The 24,684-nt window shown below is 69.8% G+C and carries 19 protein-coding genes; 4 read left to right on the top strand and 15 right to left on the bottom strand.

All coding sequences use genetic code 11. The features are described from left to right. Window positions 1-146 precede the first annotated feature (146 nt). Window positions 147-3,020 (bottom strand): preprotein translocase subunit SecA, encoded by a 2,874-nt coding sequence (secA, locus tag ABD225_RS06745; protein ID WP_344082773.1) that lies wholly within the window; start codon window positions 3,018-3,020, stop codon window positions 147-149. Between the two features lie 168 nt (window positions 3,021-3,188). Between secA and ABD225_RS06740 the strand changes: the two genes are divergently transcribed. Beyond that, a complete protein-coding gene (locus tag ABD225_RS06740) occupies window positions 3,189-4,310 on the top strand; it encodes a GNAT family N-acetyltransferase (protein ID WP_344082771.1) in 1,122 nt (373 codons plus the stop codon). Here ABD225_RS06740 and ABD225_RS06735 read toward each other — a convergent pair. From ABD225_RS06735 to ABD225_RS06685, 11 genes are all read right to left on the bottom strand, one after another. Further along, window positions 4,300-5,394 (bottom strand): winged helix-turn-helix domain-containing protein, encoded by a 1,095-nt coding sequence (locus ABD225_RS06735; RefSeq protein WP_344082770.1) that lies wholly within the window; start codon window positions 5,392-5,394, stop codon window positions 4,300-4,302. The two genes, ABD225_RS06740 and ABD225_RS06735, sit on opposite strands and share 11 nt — an antisense overlap. 86 nt (window positions 5,395-5,480) lie before the next feature. Next, complete coding sequence (gene hpf, locus ABD225_RS06730) at window positions 5,481-6,116, bottom strand: ribosome hibernation-promoting factor, HPF/YfiA family (RefSeq protein ID WP_344082768.1); 636 nt, start codon at window positions 6,114-6,116, stop codon at window positions 5,481-5,483. Between the two features lie 159 nt (window positions 6,117-6,275). Continuing rightward, a complete protein-coding gene (locus ABD225_RS06725) occupies window positions 6,276-7,094 on the bottom strand; it encodes a ComF family protein (protein WP_344082766.1) in 819 nt (272 codons plus the stop codon). Window positions 7,095-7,165: 71 nt separating this feature from the next. Then, window positions 7,166-8,932: an LpqB family beta-propeller domain-containing protein gene (locus tag ABD225_RS06720; RefSeq protein ID WP_344082764.1), complete on the bottom strand. Its 1,767-nt coding sequence runs from the start codon at window positions 8,930-8,932 to the stop codon at window positions 7,166-7,168. Continuing rightward, window positions 8,929-10,569, bottom strand: a complete 1,641-nt coding sequence (gene mtrB, locus ABD225_RS06715; protein ID WP_344082762.1) for an MtrAB system histidine kinase MtrB — start codon at window positions 10,567-10,569, stop codon at window positions 8,929-8,931. The genes ABD225_RS06720 and mtrB overlap by 4 nt, the downstream gene beginning before the upstream one ends. 22 nt (window positions 10,570-10,591) lie before the next feature. Then, window positions 10,592-11,272 (bottom strand): MtrAB system response regulator MtrA, encoded by a 681-nt coding sequence (gene mtrA, locus ABD225_RS06710; protein ID WP_344082760.1) that lies wholly within the window; start codon window positions 11,270-11,272, stop codon window positions 10,592-10,594. 248 nt (window positions 11,273-11,520) lie between these two features. Next, window positions 11,521-12,972: an adenosylhomocysteinase gene (gene ahcY, locus ABD225_RS06705; protein ID WP_344082758.1), complete on the bottom strand. Its 1,452-nt coding sequence runs from the start codon at window positions 12,970-12,972 to the stop codon at window positions 11,521-11,523. A 370-nt stretch (window positions 12,973-13,342) separates the two neighbouring features. Further along, a complete protein-coding gene (locus ABD225_RS06700; RefSeq protein WP_344082756.1) occupies window positions 13,343-14,572 on the bottom strand; it encodes an SIS domain-containing protein in 1,230 nt (409 codons plus the stop codon). Window positions 14,573-14,582: 10 nt separating this feature from the next. Continuing rightward, window positions 14,583-14,774: a Trm112 family protein gene (locus ABD225_RS06695; RefSeq protein ID WP_344082754.1), complete on the bottom strand. Its 192-nt coding sequence runs from the start codon at window positions 14,772-14,774 to the stop codon at window positions 14,583-14,585. Window positions 14,775-14,814: 40 nt separating this feature from the next. Continuing rightward, on the bottom strand, window positions 14,815-16,248 hold the full coding sequence (locus ABD225_RS06690) for a phosphomannomutase/phosphoglucomutase (RefSeq protein ID WP_344082752.1): 1,434 nt from the start codon (window positions 16,246-16,248) through the stop codon (window positions 14,815-14,817). A gap of 58 nt (window positions 16,249-16,306) precedes the next feature. After that, window positions 16,307-16,672, bottom strand: coding sequence for a DUF3499 domain-containing protein (locus ABD225_RS06685; RefSeq protein ID WP_344082750.1), 366 nt, complete (start codon window positions 16,670-16,672; stop codon window positions 16,307-16,309). 63 nt (window positions 16,673-16,735) lie between these two features. On the opposite strand from ABD225_RS06685, the gene ABD225_RS06680 reads away from it, so the two are divergent. After that, the gene (locus ABD225_RS06680; protein ID WP_344082739.1) at window positions 16,736-17,152 is read left to right on the top strand and encodes a metallopeptidase family protein; all 417 of its coding nucleotides are present in this window, start codon (window positions 16,736-16,738) and stop codon (window positions 17,150-17,152) included. Between the two features lie 151 nt (window positions 17,153-17,303). Here ABD225_RS06680 and ABD225_RS06675 read toward each other — a convergent pair whose 3' ends face one another. From ABD225_RS06675 to ABD225_RS06665, 3 genes are read right to left on the bottom strand one after another with little or no spacing between them, the layout of a single operon-like run. After that, on the bottom strand, window positions 17,304-18,809 hold the full coding sequence (locus ABD225_RS06675; RefSeq protein ID WP_344082737.1) for a DUF5719 family protein: 1,506 nt from the start codon (window positions 18,807-18,809) through the stop codon (window positions 17,304-17,306). Further along, the gene (locus ABD225_RS06670) at window positions 18,806-21,931 is read right to left on the bottom strand and encodes a glycosyltransferase (RefSeq protein ID WP_344082735.1); all 3,126 of its coding nucleotides are present in this window, start codon (window positions 21,929-21,931) and stop codon (window positions 18,806-18,808) included. Before ABD225_RS06670 ends, ABD225_RS06675 begins: the two co-directional genes overlap by 4 nt. Before the next feature lie 59 nt (window positions 21,932-21,990). Further along, entirely contained in the window at window positions 21,991-22,248 is a 258-nt protein-coding gene (locus ABD225_RS06665) for a WhiB family transcriptional regulator (protein WP_344082733.1), read from the bottom strand. A 149-nt stretch (window positions 22,249-22,397) separates the two neighbouring features. Between ABD225_RS06665 and cofD the strand changes: the two genes are divergently transcribed. Together cofD and ABD225_RS06655 are read left to right on the top strand one after the other, a co-directional pair. After that, the gene (cofD, locus tag ABD225_RS06660) at window positions 22,398-23,408 is read left to right on the top strand and encodes a 2-phospho-L-lactate transferase (RefSeq protein WP_344082732.1); all 1,011 of its coding nucleotides are present in this window, start codon (window positions 22,398-22,400) and stop codon (window positions 23,406-23,408) included. Then, complete coding sequence (locus ABD225_RS06655; protein WP_344082731.1) at window positions 23,401-24,504, top strand: coenzyme F420-0:L-glutamate ligase; 1,104 nt, start codon at window positions 23,401-23,403, stop codon at window positions 24,502-24,504. Before cofD ends, ABD225_RS06655 begins: the two co-directional genes overlap by 8 nt. The last annotated feature ends 180 nt before the right edge of the window (window positions 24,505-24,684 follow it).

The raw sequence follows: 24,684 nt of genomic DNA, 5'->3' as shown, positions 1-24,684 counted from the left end.
TCACCGAGGTCACGGGCCCTACCGCGTCACCACGCAGGGCACCCGTGCCCGGTCAAGTTCGAAGAGCCAGGAACGAGCGAGCGCAGCGACGAATCTCCTGCCCCGAGGGCTTCACCCAGGAAGGGCAGCGGGCGCCAAGCGAGCCACTACTGGCCCTTGCCGTGGCACATCTTGTACTTCTTGCCGGACAGGCAGGGGCAGGGCTCGTTGCGGCGGGCGACGGCCAGTTGATCGGCCGTGAGGGGGCGGGACTCGGGGTCGGACGAGCCTTCGTCGTGTTCCTCGACGCCGCCATCGGCGCTCGGGGCGGAGTAGTGCAGGCGGCTCGGCCGCTGCGGCTCGTCCAAGCCCTTGGCGTGGATCTCCGGACGCGCCTGGTCTTGCGGCGTCTCGGGCCCATCCGCCACGGCGGTTGCTGCACTGGCCGGTGCGTCCTGCTCGCCGGCCGCGTCCATGCCGCGAAGCATGTCGCCGATCGCGACCGGCTGGAGGGCGGGGGCTGGCTCCTCGACCTGGACCTCGGCATTGAAGAGGAAGCCGACGACCTCTTCCTTGATCGCCTCGTTCATGGCCTCGAAGAGGTTGAAGCCTTCGCGCTGGTACTCCACGAGCGGGTCGCGCTGGGCCATCGCGCGTAGGCCGATGCCCTCCTTGAGGTAGTCCATTTCGTAGAGGTGCTCGCGCCACTTGCGGTCCAGGACCGAAAGGATGACGCGGCGCTCCAACTCGCGCGTGACGCCCTCGCCGAGGGTGGCCTCGCGGGCGTCATACGCGTGGTGCACATCGGAGACCAGCTCTTCGCGCAATAGCTCCGAGGTCAGGCCGGACTTGGACCCGACAGCCGTCTCGAGTTCCTCCGGCGTGACGCCGACCGGATAGAGCGCCTTCAACGCAGCCCACAGCTTGTCCAGATCCCAGTCCTCGGGGAAGCCCTCGAAAGTCTCGGTCGCGACATACCCATCAACGACATCGGTCATGAAGGTGCGGACCTGGTCTTCGAGGTTCTCGCCTTCCAGGACCCGGCGGCGCTCGTCATAGACCACCTGGCGCTGCCGGTTCAGGACATCGTCATACTTCAGGACGTTCTTGCGGATCTCGTAGTTCTGACCCTCGAGTTGGCTCTGCGCGGACTCGATGGAGCGCGACAGCAGCTTGCCCTCGATGGGGGTGTCATCGTCCATGCCGGTGCTCGTCATGACGCGATCGACGAAGCCGGCATTGAACAGGCGCATCAGGTTGTCCTGCAGAGAGAGGTAGAAACGCGACTCCCCCGGGTCGCCCTGACGACCGGACCGGCCCCGCAACTGGTTGTCGATGCGGCGCGACTCGTGGCGCTCGGTGCCGAGGACATAGAGCCCACCGAGTTCGGTGACCTCGTCATGCTCCTGCTCCACTTGGCGCTCGGCAGCAGCAAGCGCCTCGTCCCAGGCTGCTTCATACTCCTGCGGCGTCTCCTCCGGGTCGAGACCGCGCTGCTTCAGCGTCGCGACGGCGCGGAACTCGGGGTTGCCGCCGAGCATGATGTCGGTGCCTCGACCGGCCATATTGGTCGCGACGGTGACGGCGCCCTTGCGGCCCGCCTCGGCGACGATCGACGCCTCCCGCTCGTGGTGCTTGGCGTTGAGCACCTCGTGCGGGATTCCCTTGCGGCGCAACTGATCCGAGAGATATTCCGACTTCTCAACCGACACCGTGCCGACGAGGACGGGTTGGCCCTTGGCGTTGCGCGCGGCGATATCGTCGACGACCGCGCGGTACTTCGCCTCCTCAGTGCGATAGACGAGGTCGGCCTGGTCCTGGCGGATCATCGGCATATTGGTCGGAATCGGGACGACTCCGAGCTTGTAGATCGAGTGCAACTCGGCCGCCTCGGTCTGGGCGGTGCCGGTCATGCCCGAGAGCTTGTCGTACATGCGGAAGTAGTTCTGCAAGGTGATCGTCGCGAGGGTCTGGTTCTCGTTCTTGATCTCCACACCCTCCTTGGCCTCGATCGCCTGGTGCATGCCGTCGTTGTAACGGCGACCCGCGAGGATGCGGCCGGTGTGCTCGTCGACAATCATGACCTCGCCATTGATGACGACATAGTCCTTGTCGCGGTGGAAGAGCTCCTTGGCCTTGATCGCGTTGTTGAGATAGCCAATGAGCGGGGTGTTGACCGACTCATAGAGGTTGTCGATGCCGAGATAGTCCTCGACCTTGTCGATACCGGCCTCGAGAACGCCGACGGTTTTCTTCTTCTCGTCGACTTCGTAATCGCCCATGCCCGACTCGAATTCGCCGCGGCGCAGGCGGGTGACCATTTTGGCGAACTCCGAATACCACTTCGTCGGCTGATCCGCCGGGCCGGAGATGATCAGTGGGGTCCGCGCCTCGTCGATGAGGATCGAGTCGACCTCGTCGACGATGCAGAAGTAGTGGCCGCGCTGCACCAATTCCTCGGTGCTCCACGCCATATTGTCGCGGAGATAGTCGAAGCCGAACTCGTTGTTGGTGCCATAGGTGATGTCCTTGGCATACTCCGCGCGCCGCTGCTCCGGCGTCATGTGCGACAGGATGCAGCCGGTCTCCAGGCCGAGGGCGCGGTGAACGCGGCCCATCAGCTCCGATTGGTACTCCGCGAGGTAGTCGTTGACGGTGATGACATGCACGCCGCGGCCGGTCAAGGCGTTGAGGTATGACGGCAGGGTCGCCACCAGCGTCTTGCCCTCACCGGTCTTCATCTCGGCGACATTGCCCTGATGCAGCGCGGCGCCACCCATGAGCTGGACGTCGAAGTGTCGCTTGCCGAGGGTGCGCTTGCTGGCCTCGCGCACGGCCGCGAAGGCCTCCGGCAGGAGGTCATCGAGGGTCGCACCATCGGCGAGGCGGGCCTTGAACTTGGCCGTCTCCTCCCGCAGTTCGGCGTCGGTCAGCTTCTCGAAGTCCTCCTCGATGGCATTGACCTGCGCGGCAATGGACTCCAGCCGCTTGACGACCCGGCCCTCGCCGGCCCGCAGCAGCTTCTCCATGAACTTGGGCACGCGAACTCTCCTGACGTCGACCCGTGGAACCTGCCTAGCGTAATCGAGGCTCCGCCTCTGCCCCCAACGCCGCATCCTCGCCGGGGGTTCCCCGGTATGCCGGGTGGTCCCGGCATGGGTGAGGAAACTCGGGGGCGGGGACGGGCGGCATACGCAAGGATCGGCGGTATGCCGTTCCCCGACTGCGTTCCTGAACTCACCGACGGCGTGGTGGGGCTGCGCGCCCACCAGCCGCAGGACGATCCGCGGATCGTCGAGCAGTCGACCGACCCGGACTCGATGCGGTGGACGACGGTGCCGCGGCCCTACGGCCTCGCGGACGCGGCGAGCTTCCGCGATCTGATCGAGCGCGAATGGAACACCCCGGGCGCGCAGCGGCACTGGGTCATCACGGACGCCCAGGACCCCGACGGGCGCTATCTCGGCACCATCGACCTGCGCGCCGGGAAGTCCGGGATGGCCGAGGTCGGCTTCGGCCTGCACCCGGAGGGTCGCGGGCGAGGGTTGATGGCGGCCGCACTCCGGCTCGTCGCCGCCCACTTCTTCAACGACCTCGGCGGGCAACGCCTCTACTGGTGGGCCAGCCGCGGCAATTTCGCCTCGTGGCGAGTCGCCTGGGCCTGCGGTTTCACCTTCCATGCGACTCTCCCGGCGCGCCTGCAGCCGGCGCAGCCTGCTGCGCGGCCCGAAGATGGCTGGGTTGCCAGCCTCGGGCCGCACGACGACCGGACGATCCCGGCCGCTCCGTGGCGCGTAGCTGTCGAGTTGGCGGGCGACGGCATACGGCTGCGGCCGTGGCGCGACGAGGACGTCTCGGCCATCGAACCGTGGTCAGGCGGGGGCCACTTCATGCCGCCCGGCGCGGAGCCGACAGTTGCCGGCTTCGGCGAGTGGCTGCTTCGGCGCCGGGAACGGATGTCACGCGGCGAATCGACGCACTGGTGCATCGCCGACGCCGCGACCGACCGCGCCCTCGGTGATGCCGTCCTCATCGACCGCGACCAGGAAGAGGGCAGCGCCGAACTCGGCTATCTGCTGCTGCCATCCGCCCGAGGACGCGGCGCCGCGAGCATCTCGGCGAGGCTGATGATCGAGCACGCCTTCGCCGCGGCCGAAGATGGCGGACGCGGGCTGCGCCGGCTCACTGCCCTGACGGTCGGCGACAACGCTCCAAGCGCCGCCGTCTTGACCCGGACCGGCTTCACCGAATGGGGCCGCGAACCGCAGTTCTGCGCCCGGGAGGATGGCACCTATGACGAGGCGCGCCACTGGGTCTTGCTCAGGCCGTGACCCGATCCAGACCGAGCCAGCCCGCCATCAGGGCTAGTTCGGCGTCGAGTTCGGCGCGGTCCTGCGTGCCGCCGCGCCCGGGCTCCCACGTCAGGCGTTGGATCCGCAAGGCACCAGCGCCTCGATCAGCTTTCAGGTCAACGCGACCGATCAGGTCCTCGCCGAGCAGGAACGGCAGGACGTAGTAGCCGTGCACTCGCTTCGGCGCGGGCACATAGATCTCCAGGCGATAGTCGAAACCCCAGATCGCCGCGACCCGATCGCGCGTCCAGATCAGGGAGTCAAAGGGGCTGAGCAGCGCCCGCGCCTCGACGCGTCGGGGCCGGCGCGCGTCGCGGTGCAGATATGCCGGACGTCGCCACCCGTCGATGGCGGCCTCGAGCAGCACCCCTTGTGCCACTAGGGATTCCACCGCCCGCTGAGCAGGCGCGGGCCCGATCCGGAAGTAGTCGCGCAGACATTGCACGGTCCCCACCCCGTGGGCGCGGGCAGCGATCTCGACGAGCCTTTCGTATGCCGTCTCCTCCCCCGCCCGCAGGGCCGGATCTACCGCCGCCGCCCGCGCGGCGGGCGGGAAGACACGGTGGAGGGCGTCATACCGACGCTCGAATTGCGGTGTGCGACCTGCGGATCCGATCTGGCCAGCCCAGAACAAGAACTCCAGGGCTGCTTTGACCAGTGACCAGTTCCAGCCCCAGTCCTCGCGGGAGCGCGGCACGTCGTGGGCGAGTGCCGCCTCGATCTGACGGCTCGTCATCGGGCCCTTGCGGGCGACCTCCGCCAGGACGGCGGCTACCAGGTCCGGGTGTTCTCGCTCGACGCGCTGCACCCCGCCCCACATGGCGTGGTTGTTCCGCATGCGGAAGTTCAGCAGGGGCCAGGTGGCGGGCGGGATGAGCGAGGCTTCATGGGCCCAGTACTCCACCACCCGGCGCGGAGCTTGGTCGCGCGCGCGGTCGAGCAACCGCACGTCATACGCCCCGAGCCGGGAGAAGAAGGGCAGGTACTGACTGCGGGTCAAGACATTGACGCTATCGATCTGGACGATGCCGACCGTGTCAATGACCCGCTGAAGGTCGCGCATCGTGACCGGCCCGGCGGATCGCGGGCGCCCAAAACCTTGGGCGGACAAGGCGATTCGCCGGGCCTGGGCACGGCTGAGGGGGATCGTCAGGAGGCGGCCTCGGCCGGCGTGCCGTCGACATCGAGGTGGATGACGCCATAAGCCCACCCACGACGCCGATAAACGACGGACGGCTTGTCGGTGTCGCTGTCGTGGAAGAGGTAGAAGTCGTGACCGACGAGTTCCATCTCGGCGAGCGCTTCGCCGAGAGTCATGGGTCGGCTGGAGTGCACCTTTTCGCGGACCTCGATCGGCGAGTCGCCGACGGCCCCGAAGAGGTCAGGCTCGTCCGCGCTGTCCTCGGGGTCCGGCGTCTGCGCGTCGACGGGGGCCGGCATCGCCTCGATGGGCGCGGCATCCACGCGCCCGCCGCGGGTTCGGGCCACCCGGCGCCGGTCGTTGGAGCGACGCAGTCGCTCAATGAGTTTGTCCATCGCCATCTCGAAGGCGGCATAGCGGTCTTCGTGGGCGGCTTCTGCCCGGACCACGGGTCCGCGAATATGGCAGGTGATCTCTACGCGCTCTGAGGCCTTGGCCTTCCCGCGCTTGGGCTCGTGACTGACAAGCACCTCGGTCCGCAGCGCGCGGGGAGCAAGTTGCTCGACCCGGGCCATGCGCTCCGCGACGTGCTCGCGGAATCGATCGCTGACGTTCTGATGACGGCCGGAAATGACGACATCCATGAAGTTCTCCTCGAACCGGTTTCGATGCGCGCTCCCGATCGATGATGATCGGCGCGTGCGCGAAGGGCGTTGCGGTAGCTAGATTTTCAAGACCCGACCGATCGCCTCACCCCCAGATCCCCCGTAGCGGGATGTGGATATGGCCTCCATGGCATGACGCTAGCCCAACTGCCTGGGAAATGGCAGGGACTCCGCCATCACAGTTCTCGCGGCGCTCGCCACAACCACGCGCCCGACAACGACTCCACCCGCTGATCGCACGGCGCGTTGGGCCTCGGCCATCGACGCTCCGGTCGTCATGATGTCGTCGGCGAGCACCACCTGCTGCCCCTTGAGCAGCCGCGCATCTCCCGCCATCGCGTCGGCGATATTGCTCATGCGTTCCGCGCTGCGCAGGCCGACCGCATCGCGCACCCGGCGCCGCATCCGCAGGCCCCGCACGGTACTCAGCCCGACCCGCCCGGCCGCATCCGCCACGAGCGCCTCCACCGGCCGATCCCCCCGAAACCGATTGGCGCGAACCGAACTCGGGAGCGGAACGACGATGGACCCAGCCGGCACGCCGCGCACGAGGATCAGCGCGGTCAGCGACTGCTCGAGCAGGGCGCTCAACCATGGCAGTAGGTCGCGCCGGCCATCGTCCTTATAGGCGCGCAAAACGGTGGTGAGGGTTCCTTCGTAGGCCGCTGCCGCCCAGACCGACTGCAGTCGCAAGGGCGGCGGGTAGGGCAGCGCGGGCACCGGTCCACCGTCGAAGCAGGCGCCGATCAGGTTGTCGACACACTCGGGGCACAGGCTCTGCGACGGCCCGGCGCAGCCCGCACAGGCGCGCGGCAAAACCAGGTCGACCAGACCCGATAGGTCAATGCGTCGGCGCCGGTCCGTCCGCGGGAGCGAGCCGGTCGCGGCGACATCGCTCTGGCTTTCGAGCGCCGGCCCAGCGCGGCGAGCGGATCGGGCGAGGCGAGGGGGCGGCATACGCCCAAATCTGGCAGGAGGCGCGACCAGCCGCTAGGGCATCCAAACGGGGCTGTGGACAACCCGGCGCGTCAGCGGCCCGCGACGACGATGTCTTCGCCCACACCGACGCGCTGCCAGGTGCCGCCGGCGCGCAGGAAGACTCCATCGGGCGCCGTGACGACCAGCCGCCGCTCTCCGCCGAGCGTCGAGATGTGTCGGGCGTCGGCGACTTCGGGCAAGGCCTGGACCTGCTGCCCGAGCGTGACGAGTTGCGGCACGACCGGATCTTTCGCGGTGGTCGCGGCGAGCACGGCCAGCTCCGTGCTGTCGATCCACACGACATCCCTGATCCGCTGCAGGCTCGGCGCCAACCGAATCGGCATGGCGGACAGGCCAGTTGGAGCACCGGCCTCGTCGCGCACCACCCCAACGACGTCGAGGCGCACATGAGCGTCTTCGGCATCAGTGGACACGACGGCGGCCCGTGCCCCGTCGGCGGAGATGGCGACCGCCACCGGACGCCGGTCCGCCAGCCAGGGCACGGAGATGCGCCGTGCCTGTCCCCCAGCAGCGGTGGGCGGCCAAACGCCGGTGTCGACGGCCCAAATCGCCCCGGTCTCTGCCTTCTCCCCGGCGCGGCCCCCGACAAAGAGCCAGCCGCGCTGGTCGTATGCCGGCCCGGTCAGGTGGGTACCGAAGTTGGGGACACTGGCCACCTCGCTAGCGCGAAAGCGCGCCAACTCGCCTTGAGCGACCGCGGCGAGTTCTTTGCCGGTGGCGGCTAGGGCGAGGTCGGTGAACTGCTCGGTGATCGGCGGGAACACGGGCGATTGCTCCACGACGAGGTCTAGGCCGGGTTGACCGAAGCGTGCTGGATCGACGCTGTAAACGCCCTGCCCGACCCGCAGCAAGGGCTGGGTGACAATCGGATCGACGCTCTCGCGAAAGCCCAGCTCCGAGGACCGGGCAACGGGCGGAGAGACCCCGTCGACGTCGAGCGCCGCACCCTCGACGGTGACATCCACGGCCGAGACATTGGGGGCGGCAGTCAAGGTGGCGACCAATTGGCCCCACATGCCCCGTCGCGCCCGCGGGTCGGGGCTGACGCGGGCCGCGGCAAAGTCGACGCTGGCCACCCCGGCACGCACCGGAACGGCGTCGACGACCAGGTGCAGGTTCGCGAGATCGGTGCGCACAGCCCCGACCAGATAGGACGGAATGGGGCCAAGTTGCGCCCGTGTCAGGCGCGAGGCGAGTTGGTCGCTGACGAACCAGCGCACATCCGGGATGAGCACATCGGGGTCGGCAAGCGAGGCATAGTGCAGCGGCACCGCCGACATCAGCTGGTTGAAGGCGCCACGAGAAAGCCAGCGGCCGACCCCTTCCGGCAGCGAACTGATGCGCCACTGCCCACCCTCGGAGGTCACCTCCAGCCGCAGCGTGGACGTCTTGCCCACGGTGGCCGGGACATAGCGACCATCGTCGCCGACCTGACCGAGCAGGGTCGAGGTCAACTCGAAGACTCCGGGCTTGACCTGGCGCAATTCGCCATCGGTGGTGCTCACGACATCGATGCGGGCGTCGGGATTCCACGAGGCCGCCAGGGTGCGGGTGAGGTAGCTGCGGGCCACGGTGATGCCCTCGCCCGAGGAGGCATTGGCCCGGACGAAGCCACGGATGATTGCCTCCGCCGTGGAGTTCTCTTGCGGTCCGGGCGGCACATAGACCACGCGGTCCTGGCTGTCGGCACCGACGGTCAGGCCCGGGCTGATCGCGGGATCGGGATGCAGTCCGACGCAGCCGCCCAGCGCGAGGGAGCCGCCAGCCATAAGTGCCGCCCAGCGCCGGCGGCTCACGGCTGCTCCACCAAGCGAACCGGCCGCAACCGGGTCGTCGCGTCGGCATCGGCCGGGGGGCGCGGGGCGAGCGGGAGCGGGGACTCCGCGATCGGGATACCCGCGCTGCGCGGAAGGGTGAGGCGGAAGACCGAGCCCTTGCCCGGCTCGCCCCAGGCCTGCAACCAGCCATCGTGCAGTCGGGCATCTTCGAGCGAGATGGCCAGGCCAAGACCCGTGCCGCCGGTGGTGCGGGCGCGGGCGGGATCGGCCCGCCAGAAGCGGTTGAAAACCAGCGCCGACTCGCCGGGTCGCAGGCCGACGCCTTGGTCGCGAACGGCGATCGCGGCCGCGCTCTCGTTGGCGGCGACGCTGACCACGACCGGTCGGCCTTCGCCGTGTTCGATGGCATTGACGACGAGATTTCGCACGATGCGCTCGACGCGGCGCGCGTCCGCCTCGGCGGTGACGCCTTCGGCCGGGGCCTCGACGCTCACCTCGCTGCCCCTTCGCTGCGCGAGGCTCTCGACGCCGGTCACAACTCGCGTCGCGAGGGCCGCGAGATCGACCTGGTCAACTTCAAGGGACATGGCGCCAGCGTCATACCGGCTGATCTCGAGCAGGTCGGCGAGCAGCGCCTCGAAGCGGTCCAGTTGATCGTGCAGCAATTCGACGCTGCGACCGAGCGAGGGGGCGAGGTCGGCGCGCTGGTCATACATCAGATCCGCCGCCATGCGGATTGTTGTCAGCGGCGTGCGCAGTTCATGGGAGACATCGGAGACGAAAACCTGCTGGACGCGGGAGAGATCCTCCAACTGCCGAATCTGGCTCTGCAAGTGATCGGCCATGTCGTTGAACGACTTGCCCAGCAGGGCGAGGTCGTCGGCGCCGCGCGCGCTCATCCGCTCGTTGAGGTGCCCGGCGGCCAGGCGCTCCGCGACACCCGCGGCGCGCCGCACCGGACTGACGACTTGCCGGGTGACCAGCCACGAGAGGGCGCCGAGCAGCGAGACGAGGAGCAGGCCGCCGATGACGAACAAGCGCTGGACCAAGTCCAAGGTGGCCTGTTCACGATCGAGCGGATAGATGAAGTACAAGTCGTAGGGCCCCGCTGTCGACGCCTGTACCTGGGAGCCGATGACGACGGCGGGCAGGTCGGGCCGCGTCCAGGAAGCCGAGGATGGCTCGGTCACCAGGGTCGATCGCTGCAACTGGATGATCGTTACCTGTTGGCGATCCGGATCGGCGCGCACTGCTTCCTTCAGGGCGGTCGGCACCGGAGAGGTGCGCAAGCCGCCGGTCAGCACGGTGTCGAGCCGGATGGCCGCGGTGTTGTCCAGGGCCCGGGTGAAGACGACATAGCGGGTCGTGTCGGTCGGCGGTGGAGCCAGTGCGACGACCGCGCCGACGGCGACGTTATTGAACTCCGCCGTGTCCGCTCCCGCTGAGGTGGAGTCGAAGGTTGACTGGGCGCGCGCTGCGAGCACCTGCGCCTCCGCGCGCGCCGTGCGCACCCGGTCATCGGTCAGGCCGTCGGCGAGTTGTTGGAAGAGGTAGGCCCCGAGGATCGTGATCGCGACCATGCCGAGGACCACGGTGGAGGTGACGACCCGCAACTGCAGGGATCGTCGCCACGGCCGGATGATCCGGCTCAGCACACCCGCCACCGCCTCGGCAGGCTCAAGCGCCGGTGCCGGCCTTGTAGCCGACGCCGCGGACCGTCACCACGATCTTGGGGTCCTCGGGGTCGTGCTCGATCTTGCTGCGCAACCGTTGGACGTGAACGTTGACCAGGCGCGTGTCACCGGCGTGGCGATAACCCCAGACTTGCTCGAGCAAGACTTCGCGGGTGTAGACCTGCCACGGCTTGCGTGCCAGCGCCACGAGCAGGTCGAACTCCAAGGGCGTCAGGGGTATGGACGTGCCATCGCGCGTCACCGAGTGGCCCGCCACATCGATGGCCAGGTCGCCGATCTCGAGGCGCTCCGGCTCGTTCTCATCGCCACGGCGCAGCCGCGCGCGAACCCGGGCGATCAGCTCGGCGGGTTTGAAGGGCTTGACGACATAGTCGTCCGCCCCGGACTCCAGGCCGACGACGACATCGACGGTGTCGGTGCGTGCGGTGAGCATAACGATCGGGACCCCGGACTCGGCCCGAATCCGCTTGCACACCGAGATCCCGTCCAGCCCCGGCAGCATGACGTCGAGCAGGATCAAATCGGGCCGGTGGTCGCGGAACGCCGGCACTGCGGCCGCCCCGTCCGCGATATGGATGACATCGAGGCCTTCGCCTCGCAGGACGATCCCCAGCATCTCCGCCAGGGCCAGGTCGTCATCGACGATCAGGACTCGACCCTTCACACGCAAACCCTTCTGTTCCCCGGACTCCGGACGTTCCCCGGATAACGATTCGAACAATCATCACACGGGCGGCCGACAATCGGCTCGCACCCCGCCCCGTGCGGCGGGTCGGGGAGCGAGCCGGTCGGCAAACTCACGGGATGTGGGCCCCGTTGCTCAAGGGTCCGACGGGGCCCCCGCAAAGTACCGGAGCAGGGTCCCTCGCCCCGCGTGGGCGCTTGCGAGCGAGGAAACTTCGTGGGGTGTCGTTAGTAGCGGTAGTGCTCCGGCTTGAACGGGCCGGCGACATCGACCCCGAGGTACTCGGCCTGGTCCTTGCGCAACTCGGTCAGCTCGGCGCCGAGGGCGTCGAGGTGCAGGCGCGCAACCTTCTCATCCAGGTGCTTGGGCAAGGTGGTGACGGTTGGCTTGCCGTGCTCATCGACATACGCATCGGGGTGGGCGAAGAGCTCCATCTGCGCGATCGTCTGGTTGGAGAAGGAGTTCGACATCACGAAGCTCGGGTGGCCGGTGGCATTGCCGAGGTTCATCAAACGGCCCTCGGACAGAACGATGATCGAGGTGCCGTCCGCGAAGGTCCACTCGTGAACCTGCGGCTTGATCTCGGTCTTGGTGATGCCATCGACGCGGCCGAGACCGGCCATGTCGATCTCGTTGTCGAAGTGGCCGATGTTCGCGACGATGGCCTTGTTCTTCATCGCCTGCATGTGCTCCGCGGTGACGACATCGAAGCAGCCAGTGGCCGTGATGACGATATCCGCCTGGCCGATGACGTCATCCATCCGCGCGACCTGGTAGCCGTCCATCGCGGCCTGCAGCGCGCAGATCGGGTCGATCTCGGTGACGATGACGCGGGCGCCCTGGCCGCGCAGCGACTCGGCGCAGCCCTTGCCCACATCGCCATAGCCAGCGACGACGGCGACCTTGCCGCCGATGAGGACATCGGTGGCGCGGTTGAGGCCGTCGATGAGCGAGTGGCGGCAGCCGTACTTGTTGTCGAACTTGGACTTGGTGACCGAGTCGTTGACATTGATCGCCGGGAAGAGCAGTTCGCCGGCCTCGGCGAGCTGGTAGAGGCGGTGCACGCCGGTCGTCGTCTCCTCCGTGACGCCCTTGATGCCCTCGCTGATCCGCGTCCACTTCTGCGGGTCCTGCGCCAGGGTCGTGCGCACGAGCGCCTTGAAGACGCCGAACTCCTCGGAGTCCTGCTCGTCGGTCGGCGGAACCTGACCGGCGGCCTCCCACTCGCGGCCCTTGTGGACCAGCATCGTGGCGTCGCCGCCATCGTCGAGGATCATGTTGGGGCCCTCGGCGCCGGGCCAGGTGAGGATCGCGTCCGTGCACTCCCAGTATTCCGGCAGGCTCTCGCCCTTCCACGCGAAGACCGGGACGCCCTGCGGATTCTCGATGGTGCCAGCGGGGCCGACGACGACGGCAGCGGCTGCCTCGTCCTGCGTGGAGAAGATATTGCAGCTCGCCCACCGGACCTGCGCGCCGAGCGCGACAAGCGTCTCGATGAGGACCGCGGTCTGAACCGTCATATGCAGCGAGCCGGCGATGCGGGCGCCCTTGAGTGGCTGCGCGGCGCCATATTCGGCGCGCAGCGCCATCAGGCCGGGCATCTCGTGTTCGGCCAGGCGGATCTGGTGGCGGCCGGCCTCGGCCAGGGCGAGGTCTTTAACCTGGAAGTCGAAGGACATGTGGGTGCCTTTGGTGTCGGGGTATGCGGTGTGGGTGCGCGCGGCGCTCCGTGCGGTGTGCTCTCGCCCTGGGGCGAGCCGGTTGCCGACGGATTGCTATGCCGTGCCACCGGCGCCGCCGCTCTCGGCGCGCGGGTCATCACCCACGCCGGACACCCGCCATTCTATCGGCCCCACCAGCCACCGCCGCCCCGTTCCCGTCCCACCCGTCACTCATTTTTCTCCGGATGCCGGAAGTGTGCGCTTCGGGCTGCTACTTAGCTGGGTGGAAGCGCAGACTTCCCCGGGTCAAGGCCGGGGCGAGTGTCAGCGGCCAGGCGCGAATCAAGGCAGAATCGCGGCGCATAGCCGAGGCGACGACGTCGACCGATCAACCCGTCAGGTCGCGCAGGTCGGCCAGCGCCGGGACGGTCGCGGGGTCAAGCCCGTGCGCCAGCGCGAGATAGGTCGCGGCGAAGTCCAGGGTCGCCATCAGCTCCGCGAGGCGCACCAGATCCCCGCCCGGACCGGGCGAGAGTTGCTGCACGCGGGCGCCCCGGCGCTCGGCGAGGTCGACGATGCCTTGGGCCAAGTTGATCCGCGCCGCATCCTGCGGCCCGATCTCCACCCGCGGGGCATCCGCGTCGTATGCCGCAGCCTCACCGCCGCGCACGCGCCCGCCCTCCTCCCCCGCCCGCGGGTCCCGGTCGCGCAGCAGGAGCAGCCCGACTTCCGCGCCGGGAGGCCCGTCGAGGTAGGGGTCGGCGAAGATATCGCGACCGCCCTCGGGGGCGGGCGCGGCGGCATACGGGCCATCGAGACAGGCGAGCAACTGCGACGCGGCATCGGGAAGTTCGCCGACCATGACCGGCAGGCGAGCCGTGCGGGCGAGCATCGTCCCGGCCCGGCGGGCCGCCACGCCGGTGAGCGGACCGTCGGCGAGGACGAGGGGGATGGTGGCGCCGAGACCGGTCGCGAGGATCTTGGCGGGGCTGACGAAGGCCTCCGCCGTCGGCCGGTTGGCCTCGGCGATCTCATCAAGCCGGTCCGCGACCGCGTCCAGATCGGTGGCGTCGACAGGTAGAACGCCAAGCGCGCCGAGCGCCAGGATGGCCGGGGTCAGCATCGACCACGCCGCGCTGCGCGAAGTCGCACCGGTCCCCTCGGCCGGCACGTGCACGCCCCGGCCTCGGGCGGCGGCCTCCGCGAGCGGGCTGTCCGGCGCGCCGATGGTCAGCACACTCGCCCCGCGCCGACCAGCCTCCAGCGCGAGCCGGACCGGCCCCGGCGCCCGGCCCGACAGCGAGACGGCAACCACGAGGTCCAAGGACCCCACCCAGCCGGGCAGCGGGCTGTCGTGGCACGGCCATACCCCGATCGGCGAATGCCGGGCGGCGAGCGGGGCGAGCAGGTCCGCGACGACATCATCGGCGCCCATCGCGGCGACGACGATGGCGCGGGGCCGCTCTATGCGCAGGTCGAGCGCGCCGGCTTCGCGCGTGGTGGTTAGGGCGCGGCGGACCTGGGCTCCCGCCGTCGCGAGTGCCCGCAACATTTGGCTCGGGTCGCCCTCGAGCAGGCGATCCGGCTCGCCGAGCAGATCGGGATCGAAGGCAGCCACCGCAGCGGCCTCAGGCGCGCGGGCGGGCTTTGTCGATGAGGAGGACGGGGATGCCGTCCTCGATGGGGTATGCCAGCCCGCAGTCGGCGCCGGTGCACACCAGTTCCGGGCCCGCGGGGCCGGTCTCATCGCGCAGGTCGGCGAGGCACTTCGGGCAGCGCAGGATCTCGCGAACCCAGGGGGCGATCGTCGGGTTGGACATCGAGAACTCCTTCGAGAGAGGCCGGGCGGATCGTGGCCGGTCAGGCGCGAATCATGCCGAGGACAGTGTCGCGCACGCGCTCCATTGTCGGGACATCAGCGGCTTCGACATTGAGGCGCAGCAGCGGTTCAGTGTTGGACGAGCGCAGATTGATCCACCACATCGGGGAGTCGCCATCGCCGCGGTGCCAGGCCGTCAACCCGTCCAGGGTGTCAGTCGGCAGGCCTTGCTCGGCGCACCAGGCCGCCACGCGCTCGGTGATCCCGGCGGCATCGGTGACGGTGGAGTTGATTTCGCCCGAGGCGGCATATGGGCTGTAGGCGGCGACCAGGTCCGAGAGCGGGCCGTCCTGCTCGCCGAGCGCCGCAAGAACGTGCATCGCGGCGAGCATGCCGGTGTCGGCGAACCAGAAGGCGCGGAAGTAATAGTGGGCGCTGTGCTCGCCGCCGAATATCGCGTTGTGGCGGGCCATTTCGGCCTTGATGTAGGAGTGCCCGACGCGGGTGCGCACCGGTTGTGCGCCGGCGCGAACGATGAACTCGGTGACTGCACGCGAGGAAATGACATTGTGAACGATGCGGATCTGATCCACGTCCACACCGCGCGCGACCTCTTTAGCGATCTCGCGCTCGGCCACGAGGGCCGTGATCGCGCTCGCGCTGACCGGTTCGCCGCGCTCGTCCACGACAAAGACGCGATCGGCGTCCCCGTCGAAGGCCAGGCCGAGGTCCGCGCCGTGCTCGACGACGGCGTGCTGCAGGTCCACGAGGTTCTTCGGGTCGAGTGGGTTGGCCTCGTGGTTGGGGAAGGTGCCGTCGAGGTCGAAGTACATCGAGACGATGTCCAGGGGCAGCTCGGGCAATCCCGCGTCAGTGCCGAGAACTGCCGGAGCGGTCAGGCCGGCCATCCCATTGGCGGCATCGATGACGACCTTGAGGCGGCGGCTGGAGCGCAGGTCCACCAGGCCGCGGAGAAACTCGCCATAGGCCGCGAGCAGGTCGCGGCGGTGCGCCGTGCCGTCGCGGTCGGCCGGGCGCTCACTCGCCGGGTCGTCGAGGAGCTCCTGGGCCCGATCGCGCACCTGGGGCAGGCCAGAGTCGGTGCCCACCGGCCGGGCGCCGGCGCGGGTGAGCTTGATCCCGTTGTATGCCGCCGGGTTGTGGCTGGCCGTGAACATCGCCCCTGGCAGGGCGAGCGCGCCGCTGGCGAAGTACAGCTCATCGGTGCTGGCCAGCCCGATCTCCAGGGTGTCGATGCCGCGCGAACGAACGCCGGCCGCGAAGGCCGCCGAGAGCTCCGGCGAGGAGTCGCGCATGTCATGGCCGATGACGGCGGCCTTGGCCTGGTCGGGACCCGCGATCACCTCAGCGAAGGCCGCGCCGAGCGCCCGAGCGATCGAGGCGTCGAACTGGCTCGGGACCAGCCCGCGAACGTCATACGCCTTGACGATGGAGGACAGATCGGGGGCAGCCACGAGCGTCAGATTAGCCCTGTGGCGTAGGGGGATCGAATCGAGCAGGTGAGCGCGCAGGTCAGTCTGTGGAGGATGCGCTGGGCACGGCGCGCAGGTGGCTGCGCCGGCTCCCGGGCGGGCCGGGAGGCGGCGACAAATTCGCCGGCGGAGCACTGGGGCGCTTCGCCTCGCGCACGACATTCGCCAGCGCCACGAGGTCATCGTGGGTCTGCGGCGGCGCCCCATCGGTGGCCAGGCGCACGACCTCCCAACCCCGCGGGGCGGTGAGTCGCTCGGCGTGCTGATCACACAGGTCATACGAGTGCGGCTCGGCGTAGGTCGCGAGCGGCCCGAGGACGGCGACCTGGTCGGCATACACATATGTGAGGGTCGCCGCGGCGGGCCGCGCACAGGCGGTGCGGGTGCATTGGCGGGCGAGGGTCACCCGCGAAGCGTAGGTCATCCCCGGGCAGGGCGGCACCCTCGGCGCGCCGTTACGATCGCACGCATGTCTTCTGCCGCTGCACACCGTGGCCGGGACCGGCACGGCCGCGGGCCCCGTGGGCCGCTTGCCTGGCCGCCCGTGCCGGCGATGTCCACGCGGCGCGATCGCTTCGATCAAATCGTGTTGGAGGGCACGGAGCGCTTCGAGAAGCTGCTCTCCGGGAGGTATGCCGGGACAGAGTTCGCCGTCGAGGATGTGCCCCCGAGCGATCCCGCGCCCTGGGAGGAGCGCCGCATCGTCCTGGGCCGGCTCTTCCCGGCCGATGGCGGTATGCCGGCCCGCATCGTGGTGTATCGACGCCCGATCGAGGCGCGGGCAGGTGACGGCCGCGATCGCGCGGACCTGGTCCGAGAAGTCTTGGAAGAGCACGTCGCCGCCCTGCTCGGCGTCGCGCCCGAGGACCTCGACGCGGGCGACTGACCGCCCGAGCCGGGCGCGCGAACCTCAGGAGTCACTCTTTTCTCTCCGGATGCCGGAACCTTGTGCTTCACCCGGGTTAGAAAGTCGGGTGAAGCACAACTTTGCGGCATCCGGAGAGAAATGGGAGGTTTGGCCGACCCACCGGCCCGGGTCAGCCGAGGCTGCCGACGGGGGTGACCTGGACGGCGGTGCGCGTCAGGCGGCTGGGGGTCAACGGGGTCGATGCGAGCACAAACTGGTCACCGGCCGGGCCGGTGATCAGTATGCCGGCGCGGACGACTCCCCCGCCGTCGGCGGGCCGAACCCATACCGCGTCGGTGCCGGTGAGGTCGACCGTGGTCACGCAATCCGCTGCGAGCGAGACGGTTCGAGCAGTGGACACGCCATTACGCATCGTCGTGACCTCGACGCTCGAGCCATCACCCGTGGTGGCCAGGGCCAGGGTGCGGGTGCGATTCTCGGGGTCCTCGAGCCGCTGATAGACCGCGCCGCTCAAGCCGGCCAAGGGCTCACTTGCCGTCACCCACGCGAAGTCCCGAGCATTTTTCGGCTGCACCAACGCGGCGCCTGTGACCGGCAGATCCGAGCGAACCTGCAGGCCGTTGGTGCCCTTCGGCAAGGCGCCGATAGCGATATCCGTCGCCGTGCCGGCGGCGATCCGGGCGATGCCGACGGCGCCGGGAAGCGCCCGGGGGCCGTCCGCGGTGAGCAGGCGGACTTCGACGATCGCCTGTTCCTCACCGGTATTCGCCAGCCGAACGGTTACGGGCTGACCGCCGGGGACGCCAGCAATGACCTGCTCCATGGCCGGCGCGGCGAGCGGCGCGACCGTCTCGATGCCGCGCGGGGTGATGCCATCCATCCAGGCATCGCCGATCTGTGCGGAGATGAAACCGCCGCGCATCGTTAGGTGGAAGAACGGCGACGTCTCTTGGGGCGCAAGAGCATCCAATAAAACGGCAGTCCGCGATCGGCCCTCAACGACGATCCCTCGCGCCGCAGGTGCCTCGATCGAGCCGCGCGATCCGAGGACGTCAATGTCGACGGTCACCGGATTCGCCCCGGCGTTGACGAGAACGAGCCGTTCCTGACGGCCGGGTTGACCACCGCCAGCCGTCAACCAGGCCTCGGCGACCGGGGCACCACAGCCGGTCGTGGCGAAGCCGGTTGCCGAGTCGCTGGCCACATCCGACTCCTGTCCGGCCAGCGCGCCCGGAGCCAACGAGCCGCTCCCGGTCACCACGGTCGGGGCCGCGCCTTCGAGATCCGCGGCGTCCGCGGCTCCGCGATCTCCGACGCCGCCCATCGCTCCAGATCGACCGGGATGGGGGAAGCTCTGACCGGTGCCGGTCATCACGATCAATTTTCCACGGGCGTAGGACGGGGACACCCCGCCGAGAGTGTCGGCCGGAGCCGTCGACGCGACCACCGTGGTTGGCACGGCCAGGTCGTCGACATCCTCGATTCCCGCGAAAATTCCTCCGGGACAAGCGATTTCCACGCGATCGAGAGCCTTCTGGCTCGCCTGGCCAATCTCGGCCGGTGGCCGGATATCGCGAGCGGCGAGGTTCGGCGCGCCGACAACAAGCGCTGCGCCGGCCGCGCCGACGCCGGCCAGTCGCAGGGCTGCGAGACCGATCCCCGGGGCCCCGGTCACGACGCTTCCTCCGTATGCCGTCCGCCGCGCCGCCGCGGTGGCGCACCGAGCGGGGTCGCGAGATAGACCAGCACCAACAAGGTCACCAGGTAAGCCCAGCCGAGATAGCGGTGGTGTGGCGTGACGATGATGCGGACATCCTTTGCACCGGCGGGGACGGCATACGCCTGCTGCCCCAGGGGGCCGGGGCTGGCCGTGAGCCGGGTGCCGTCGACGCTGACGCGCGCGGCGCCCGCCCACGCATCGCTCTCGGCGACCAAGAGGGTGGTGCCCTCGCCGGCGAGCGCCGCCCGAGTCGCCGAATGCTGTCCGGACACCGGAACCGGTGTGCCCCAGTCATTTTCACCCGCAAGGCGAACGCGGGCCGGTTGCTGTCGACCATCCGGGCCCGTGGGTTCGACCCGCCAGACGGAACTCTCGGCATAGTCGCCAATACGCGTCAGGCCGGCCGATGAATCGAGAACGCGCAGCACCCCGGCGTCCACATCCGGCACCGCCACAATGAAGCCGACGGCCCAGGCGGCGAGTTCTCCGACCGGATCTGCGCTCGCCTGCCCCGGGTCGATCAGCGTCGCCACCGCCGCATCGAGCCGACCGTCGATCGCCCCCGCGGGCAGGTCGCGCGCGGGCAGGCCCGGCTCGCGCCCGATCAGGTCGTATGTCGTGTTCTCACCTCGTGCCGCCAGCACCAGGGTTCGCGTGGCGGCCGGACCCTCGGCCTGGTCGATCGCGACGGCCGGGCGCGGATCCGCGGCGGGCGAAAGACGTTGTCCGAGACCGGCATACGCAAGCTGCGCCGCCCCGGCGAGCGCGACGAGCGTGGTGACCGCGATGCCGGCGATGCGCCATGACGTCGTCTGCCGACTGCGCGTGGGGCTAGCGTCAGACTCCCCCGCTGGCGCAGCGGCCGCTGGGGTCGCCGGGAGATCTCCCTCCGCGGTGACCAGGGCGGCCCCGAGCAGTCCCGCGGTCATCAGGAGCAGGCCTGCACCGGCCCACGCAGTGATAACGCGGCCGGCGGAGTCGGAGCCGAGGTGCAGTGTGGGGGCGGCCACGGCATACGCGAGCCCGAGGATGGCCAGCAGGCCGGCGCCCGTCGCCAGCCCGCTGCGGCGGCGCGGGCGGGCTAGACCGAGCAGGCCGGCGAGCAGAATTCCGGCACCGAGCCAGGTGCGGTAGTCGGTGACCGTGCCGAGCGTGGCGCCATCGGCGGGACGGGCATCAGGCTGCCCGAGGACGATTTGCCACGCGGGCGGGGAGGCAGTGTCCGCGAGCATGCCCCAGCCCCCTAACAAGGAGGCAGGCGAGACGCGAAGGAGCAGCAGAATCGGCACGGCGGCGAGGGCGAGCACGGCGAGATAGCCGAGCGCGCGGCGTCGGGCGACACCGGTCCCGGCGAGCACGAGGGCGAGCGCGAGCACGACCCCGACCACCAGGACACCTGGCACTACGGCCGCCAGGCTCATCGTGAGTAGCGCTGCGAGAGAGAGCGATCCGGGTCGCGCGCTGCGCCGCGTCATGGACACGATGCTGGCCAGGACAAGAGGCAACAGGACCAGCACGGCGAGGGCACCGAGTCGACCGGAGGCCAGCGAGGCGGTCGCGACGGGCGAGAGCGCCCACGCGCCAGCCACCGCGGCGCGCGGCCAGCGACGCAGCGTGACGACCCGGCCCCCGAGGTATGCCGTCAGGAAGGCCAGCGGGAGCGCCGCGAACACGAGGGCGGCGATCACCCGGCCGGCCGGGCTGCCCCCCTGGTCACCGGGCAGCACTTGCGCGATCCACGACAAGACCGCGAGGCCGGGCAGCGCTGGGGATGCGGGGGCGCCGCTGCCGAGGCCGGCACCGGCCCAGCCGTCCCACCAGGCGTGCCAAAGCGCTGTCGAATCGGCGCGCATCGGACGCAGCTCGCCGCCGTGGATGCCGCTGGCTAGGCCGGTGCCGAGGGTTGCGCCGAGGGTTCGCGACCCCGCCAGAAGCAGCCCCACCACGGCCACGGTGCCCCAGATCGCTGGACTGGCGATCAGCGAGCCGTGATCCGCGGTGGGCTGCGACGGGATGGCCGCCGCCGACCGGGTCTCGCGCCGCCGCGGCACGAGGACATCGTGCAGCCGATCGGAGGCGTGGGCGCGCGATTGTTCACGGGTGACAAAGAGCCCGGAGAGGGTGCGCGCCTGGCGGCGGCGGTGTTTGCGGGTGCGCCAGCGCGCGGCGATCGGCCGCCAGGGGTCGGCCAGGGCGGCGAGATCGGCAGCCGTGCGGCCGGCGGCGGCGGGCCTCTTCAACAGCAAGAGCCCGAGAGCCACCGCAAGGCTGGACAGGGCGATCCACAGCGCGAGGAAGGGCGTCAGCAGCAAAGGGCGACGTGCGAGAGCCACCCGCCGGGCATCGCGGCGGTCGGCACCCGTGGGACGCCCGATCTGGTTGGCGCGCACCGAAATCCGCGCGCGGGGCACGAGCAGGACGCGATGGCCGGCCAGTTGCGCACGCCAGCCATAGTCGAGGTCGTTGCCCAACGCCCCGAAGCTGCGCAGCGGGCCCCCGAGATCGGCATACGCCTCCCGGTCGAAGAGCGCACCGAGTGCGGGAGCGGCGAGGGCATCCATCCGGTCGTCATACTGCTGCTGATCGGGGACCCCGACGCGCGGACCGAGTTGAAGGCGCCCGGAGCGCGTCGTCTGAATCCCGAAGCGGCGCAACCGTCCTGGGCGATCCACGTCGAGGAGCTTGGGGGCGGCGAGGGCCGCCGTGGGGTCGTGCTCGAGCGCGCCGGCGAGTTGTTCCAGCGCATCCTGCGCAGGCACGGAGTCGCCGCTGAGCAGCCATACGGCTCCAGGTCCAGAATCTACGGCCATCGCCGTCCGCAGCGCATCGTGAACGGAGCAATCGGTCGCGACCCGCTCGATGCTCAGATTCGGAAGTTGGGCGGTGAACTGCGCCGACTCGGCCATCCGCTGCGGCAGTTCGCCGGCCGCGGTTGCATCGAGCAGGAGTATGCCGTCGGGCGCGCGGCTTTGGTCGGCGAGCGCGGTCACCGCATCGACCATGAGGTCGTCGATGCGCGCGACAAGCAGCGCCGCGGTGATCGGCGCTGGGGTGGCGGGCTCGGGGCCGGTGGTCATCGAGGGAGCGAGGTGGACGGCGTCCGCAGTGGCCCTGGGCGGGGCCGCTTCGGCGATGCTCAGATCGCGCGCCGCTTCAACTTGCGGCGCTCTCGCTCGGACAGCCCGCCCCAGATGCCGAAGCGCTCGTCATTGGCCAGGGCGTAGGCCAGGCATTCGGCGCGCACCTCGCAGCCGGTGCAGACCTTTTTGGCTTCGCGGGTCGAGCCGCCCTTTTCGGGGAAGAAGGCCTCGGGGTCGGTCTGGGCGCACAGCGAGCGCTCCTGCCACGACAGGTCTTCCTCGTCCAAGGCGTTCAGGTAGACGACATCCTGCACGGGCCACTCCTCGCGATCGATTTCGCTTGCTCTTCGGCGACGCGAGGCGGGGGGTGTCCCGCAACATCGCCTAACCACACCACTGGAATTACACGCGTGTCATGCCCCTTTCGTCAAGCCCACAGGAGGTAATGGGTCAGGATTGCCTCATGCGGATCACTGCCCTTGCCGGGGGCGTCGGCGGCGCGCGCTTCCTGCGCGGCCTGCGCGATGCCCTCGACGCCGACCCCGTTCTGGCACAGTCGGAAATCACGATCATCGCCAACACCGGCGACGACATCACCCTCTTCGGCCTGCGGGTTAGCCCCGATGTCGACACCCTGCTCTACACCCTCGGCGGCGGCATCAGTGAGCGCCAGGGGTGGGGCCGCGATGAGGACACCCGACAGGTGATGGGCGAGCTCGCGGCATATGGCGTGGGTCCGCAATGGTTTGGTCTGGGCGATAAGGATCTCGGCACTCACATCGCCCGATCCCTCTGGCTCGGTGAGGGGGCGACGCCGAGCGAGATCACCACGCGGCTGGCCCAGCGCTGGGGCTTGCCGGAGCGCGGCCTGCGCCTGTTGCCGATGAGCGACCAGCCGGTCGAGACGCATGTCATCGTCACTCGCCCCGAGGGTCCGGAGGCGATCCACTTCCAGCAGTGGTGGGTTGGGGAGGGCGCGGCGACGCCCGCCGAGCGGTTCGCCGCGGTCGGCCTGGACCGTGCGGTGGCCGCGCCGGGCGTGCTCGACGCCATCCGCGAGGCCGATATCGTCCTGCTGCCGCCGAGCAATCCAATCGTCTCGATCGGGATCATCCTCGGGGTCTCGGGGGTGCGTGATGCGCTCCGGGGGACGCCCGCGCCGGTGGTCGGGGTCTCGCCGATCATCTCGGGCAAGCCGGTACGCGGGCACGCGGATACCTGCCTGGAGGTTGTCGGGGTCGAGGCCAGTGCGCGCGGGGTCGCCGGGTTGTATGCCGATTTCCTCGACGGCTGGCTCGTCGACCCGCAGGACGCCGGGCAGCCGGCCCCCGCCGGAGTCCGCTGGACCCCGCGCGCGTATGACGCCCCGCTTCTGATGGGCGATCGCGCCGGCGCGGCGCGCCTGGCCCGGGCGGCGCTGGATCTCGCCCTGGAGGTGGGTTCCGCGACCCCTGCGGGAGTGGGCGGTGCCTGACCCCGCGGCGACGACCGAAGAGGCCCCCGAGGAGGCGAGCTGGTCGGGGCCCGTCGGCGAGGTGCGCATCATCCCCGTTCAGGGCATCCCGGAGATCGTGCGGGACTGCGACCTGGGCGCCGTGATCGGCGGGGCGATCGCAGCGGGCGGCGAGGCGCTCCGCGATGGCGACATCCTGGCGGTGACCAGCAAAATCGCGTCCAAGGCGCTTGGCCTGACTGCTGTGCGGACGGATAAACGGGCCGTCGTGCGGGAGCAGAGCGTGCGGGTTGTCGCAGAACGCATGACGAGCACCGGCGCAACACGGATCGTCGAGGGACGGCACGGGGTCGTGATGGCCGGAGCGGGAATCGACGCCTCGAATACCGGGCCGGCCGAGACCCTGCTTTTGCTGCCAGATGATCCCGATGAGGTAGCCCGAGAACTGCTGGAAAGCCTCACGGCATACCTGAGATTAACTCTTGGTCTGGCTCCTGACCTGGGGCTTGTCCTCACGGACACGGCCGGGCGGCCGTGGCGCGGCGGCCAGACCGACTTTGCGCTCGGGGCCGCGGGGCTTCGGGTGCTGGCTGACTATCGCGGTTGCTCCGATGTGGACGGGCGTCCGCTGGAGGTCACGGCGATCGCGGTAGCGGATGAGATCGCGGCGGCTGCCGACCTGGTCAAGGGCAAGCTCGCGCAGGTACCGGTGGCGATCCTGCGAGGGCTGGGTCATCTCGTGGAGCCCGGCACGGCGACGGGGGCGCGGCGGCTGGTGCGCACCGGGCCGGGCGACTTCTTCGCGATGGGGCATGTGGAAGCGGCGCGCGCGGCGCTCGGGGTGGACCCGGGCTCACCGCTGGCCGAGGCGGCCGGCATACGCTCCGTGAACGTCGAAAGCGTGCCCGACCGGCTGGCCCGCGCGGTGCGCGTCGCCCTCTTGGCCGACCCGCGCGGCTCGAGCGTCCGGGCCGAGACGCGCGAACTCCCGGACGGGCGGGTCGAGGTGCTCATGACCTGCCCTGATGCGTATGCCGTGGGCCGCGCCACCGCCCGCCTCGAGGTCGCCCTGTGGTCCGAGGGCCTGGGCGAGGAGATCGTGCTCCGCGACGCCTGACCCGCCCGGCCCGCCTGGCCGGCCCGAGCCGAGCGGGCTTTGTGAGTGGGAGCGGCCCTATAGCCCCGCTCGCACTCACAGACCCCGCTCCGCTCGACGGGAACCCCGCTCGCATGCACGAACCCCGCTCCGCTGCGGACCGGGAGTCCATCCCCACTCCGCCGCGTCGAGATCGGGAAA

Origin of the sequence: Nostocoides veronense (assembly GCF_039531185.1) — a bacterium.
GTDB lineage: Bacteria > Actinomycetota > Actinomycetes > Actinomycetales > Dermatophilaceae > Nostocoides_A > Nostocoides_A veronense.
The sequence above is the reverse complement of the archived record's forward strand: the minus strand, read 5'-3'. Positions and strand labels throughout refer to the sequence as shown.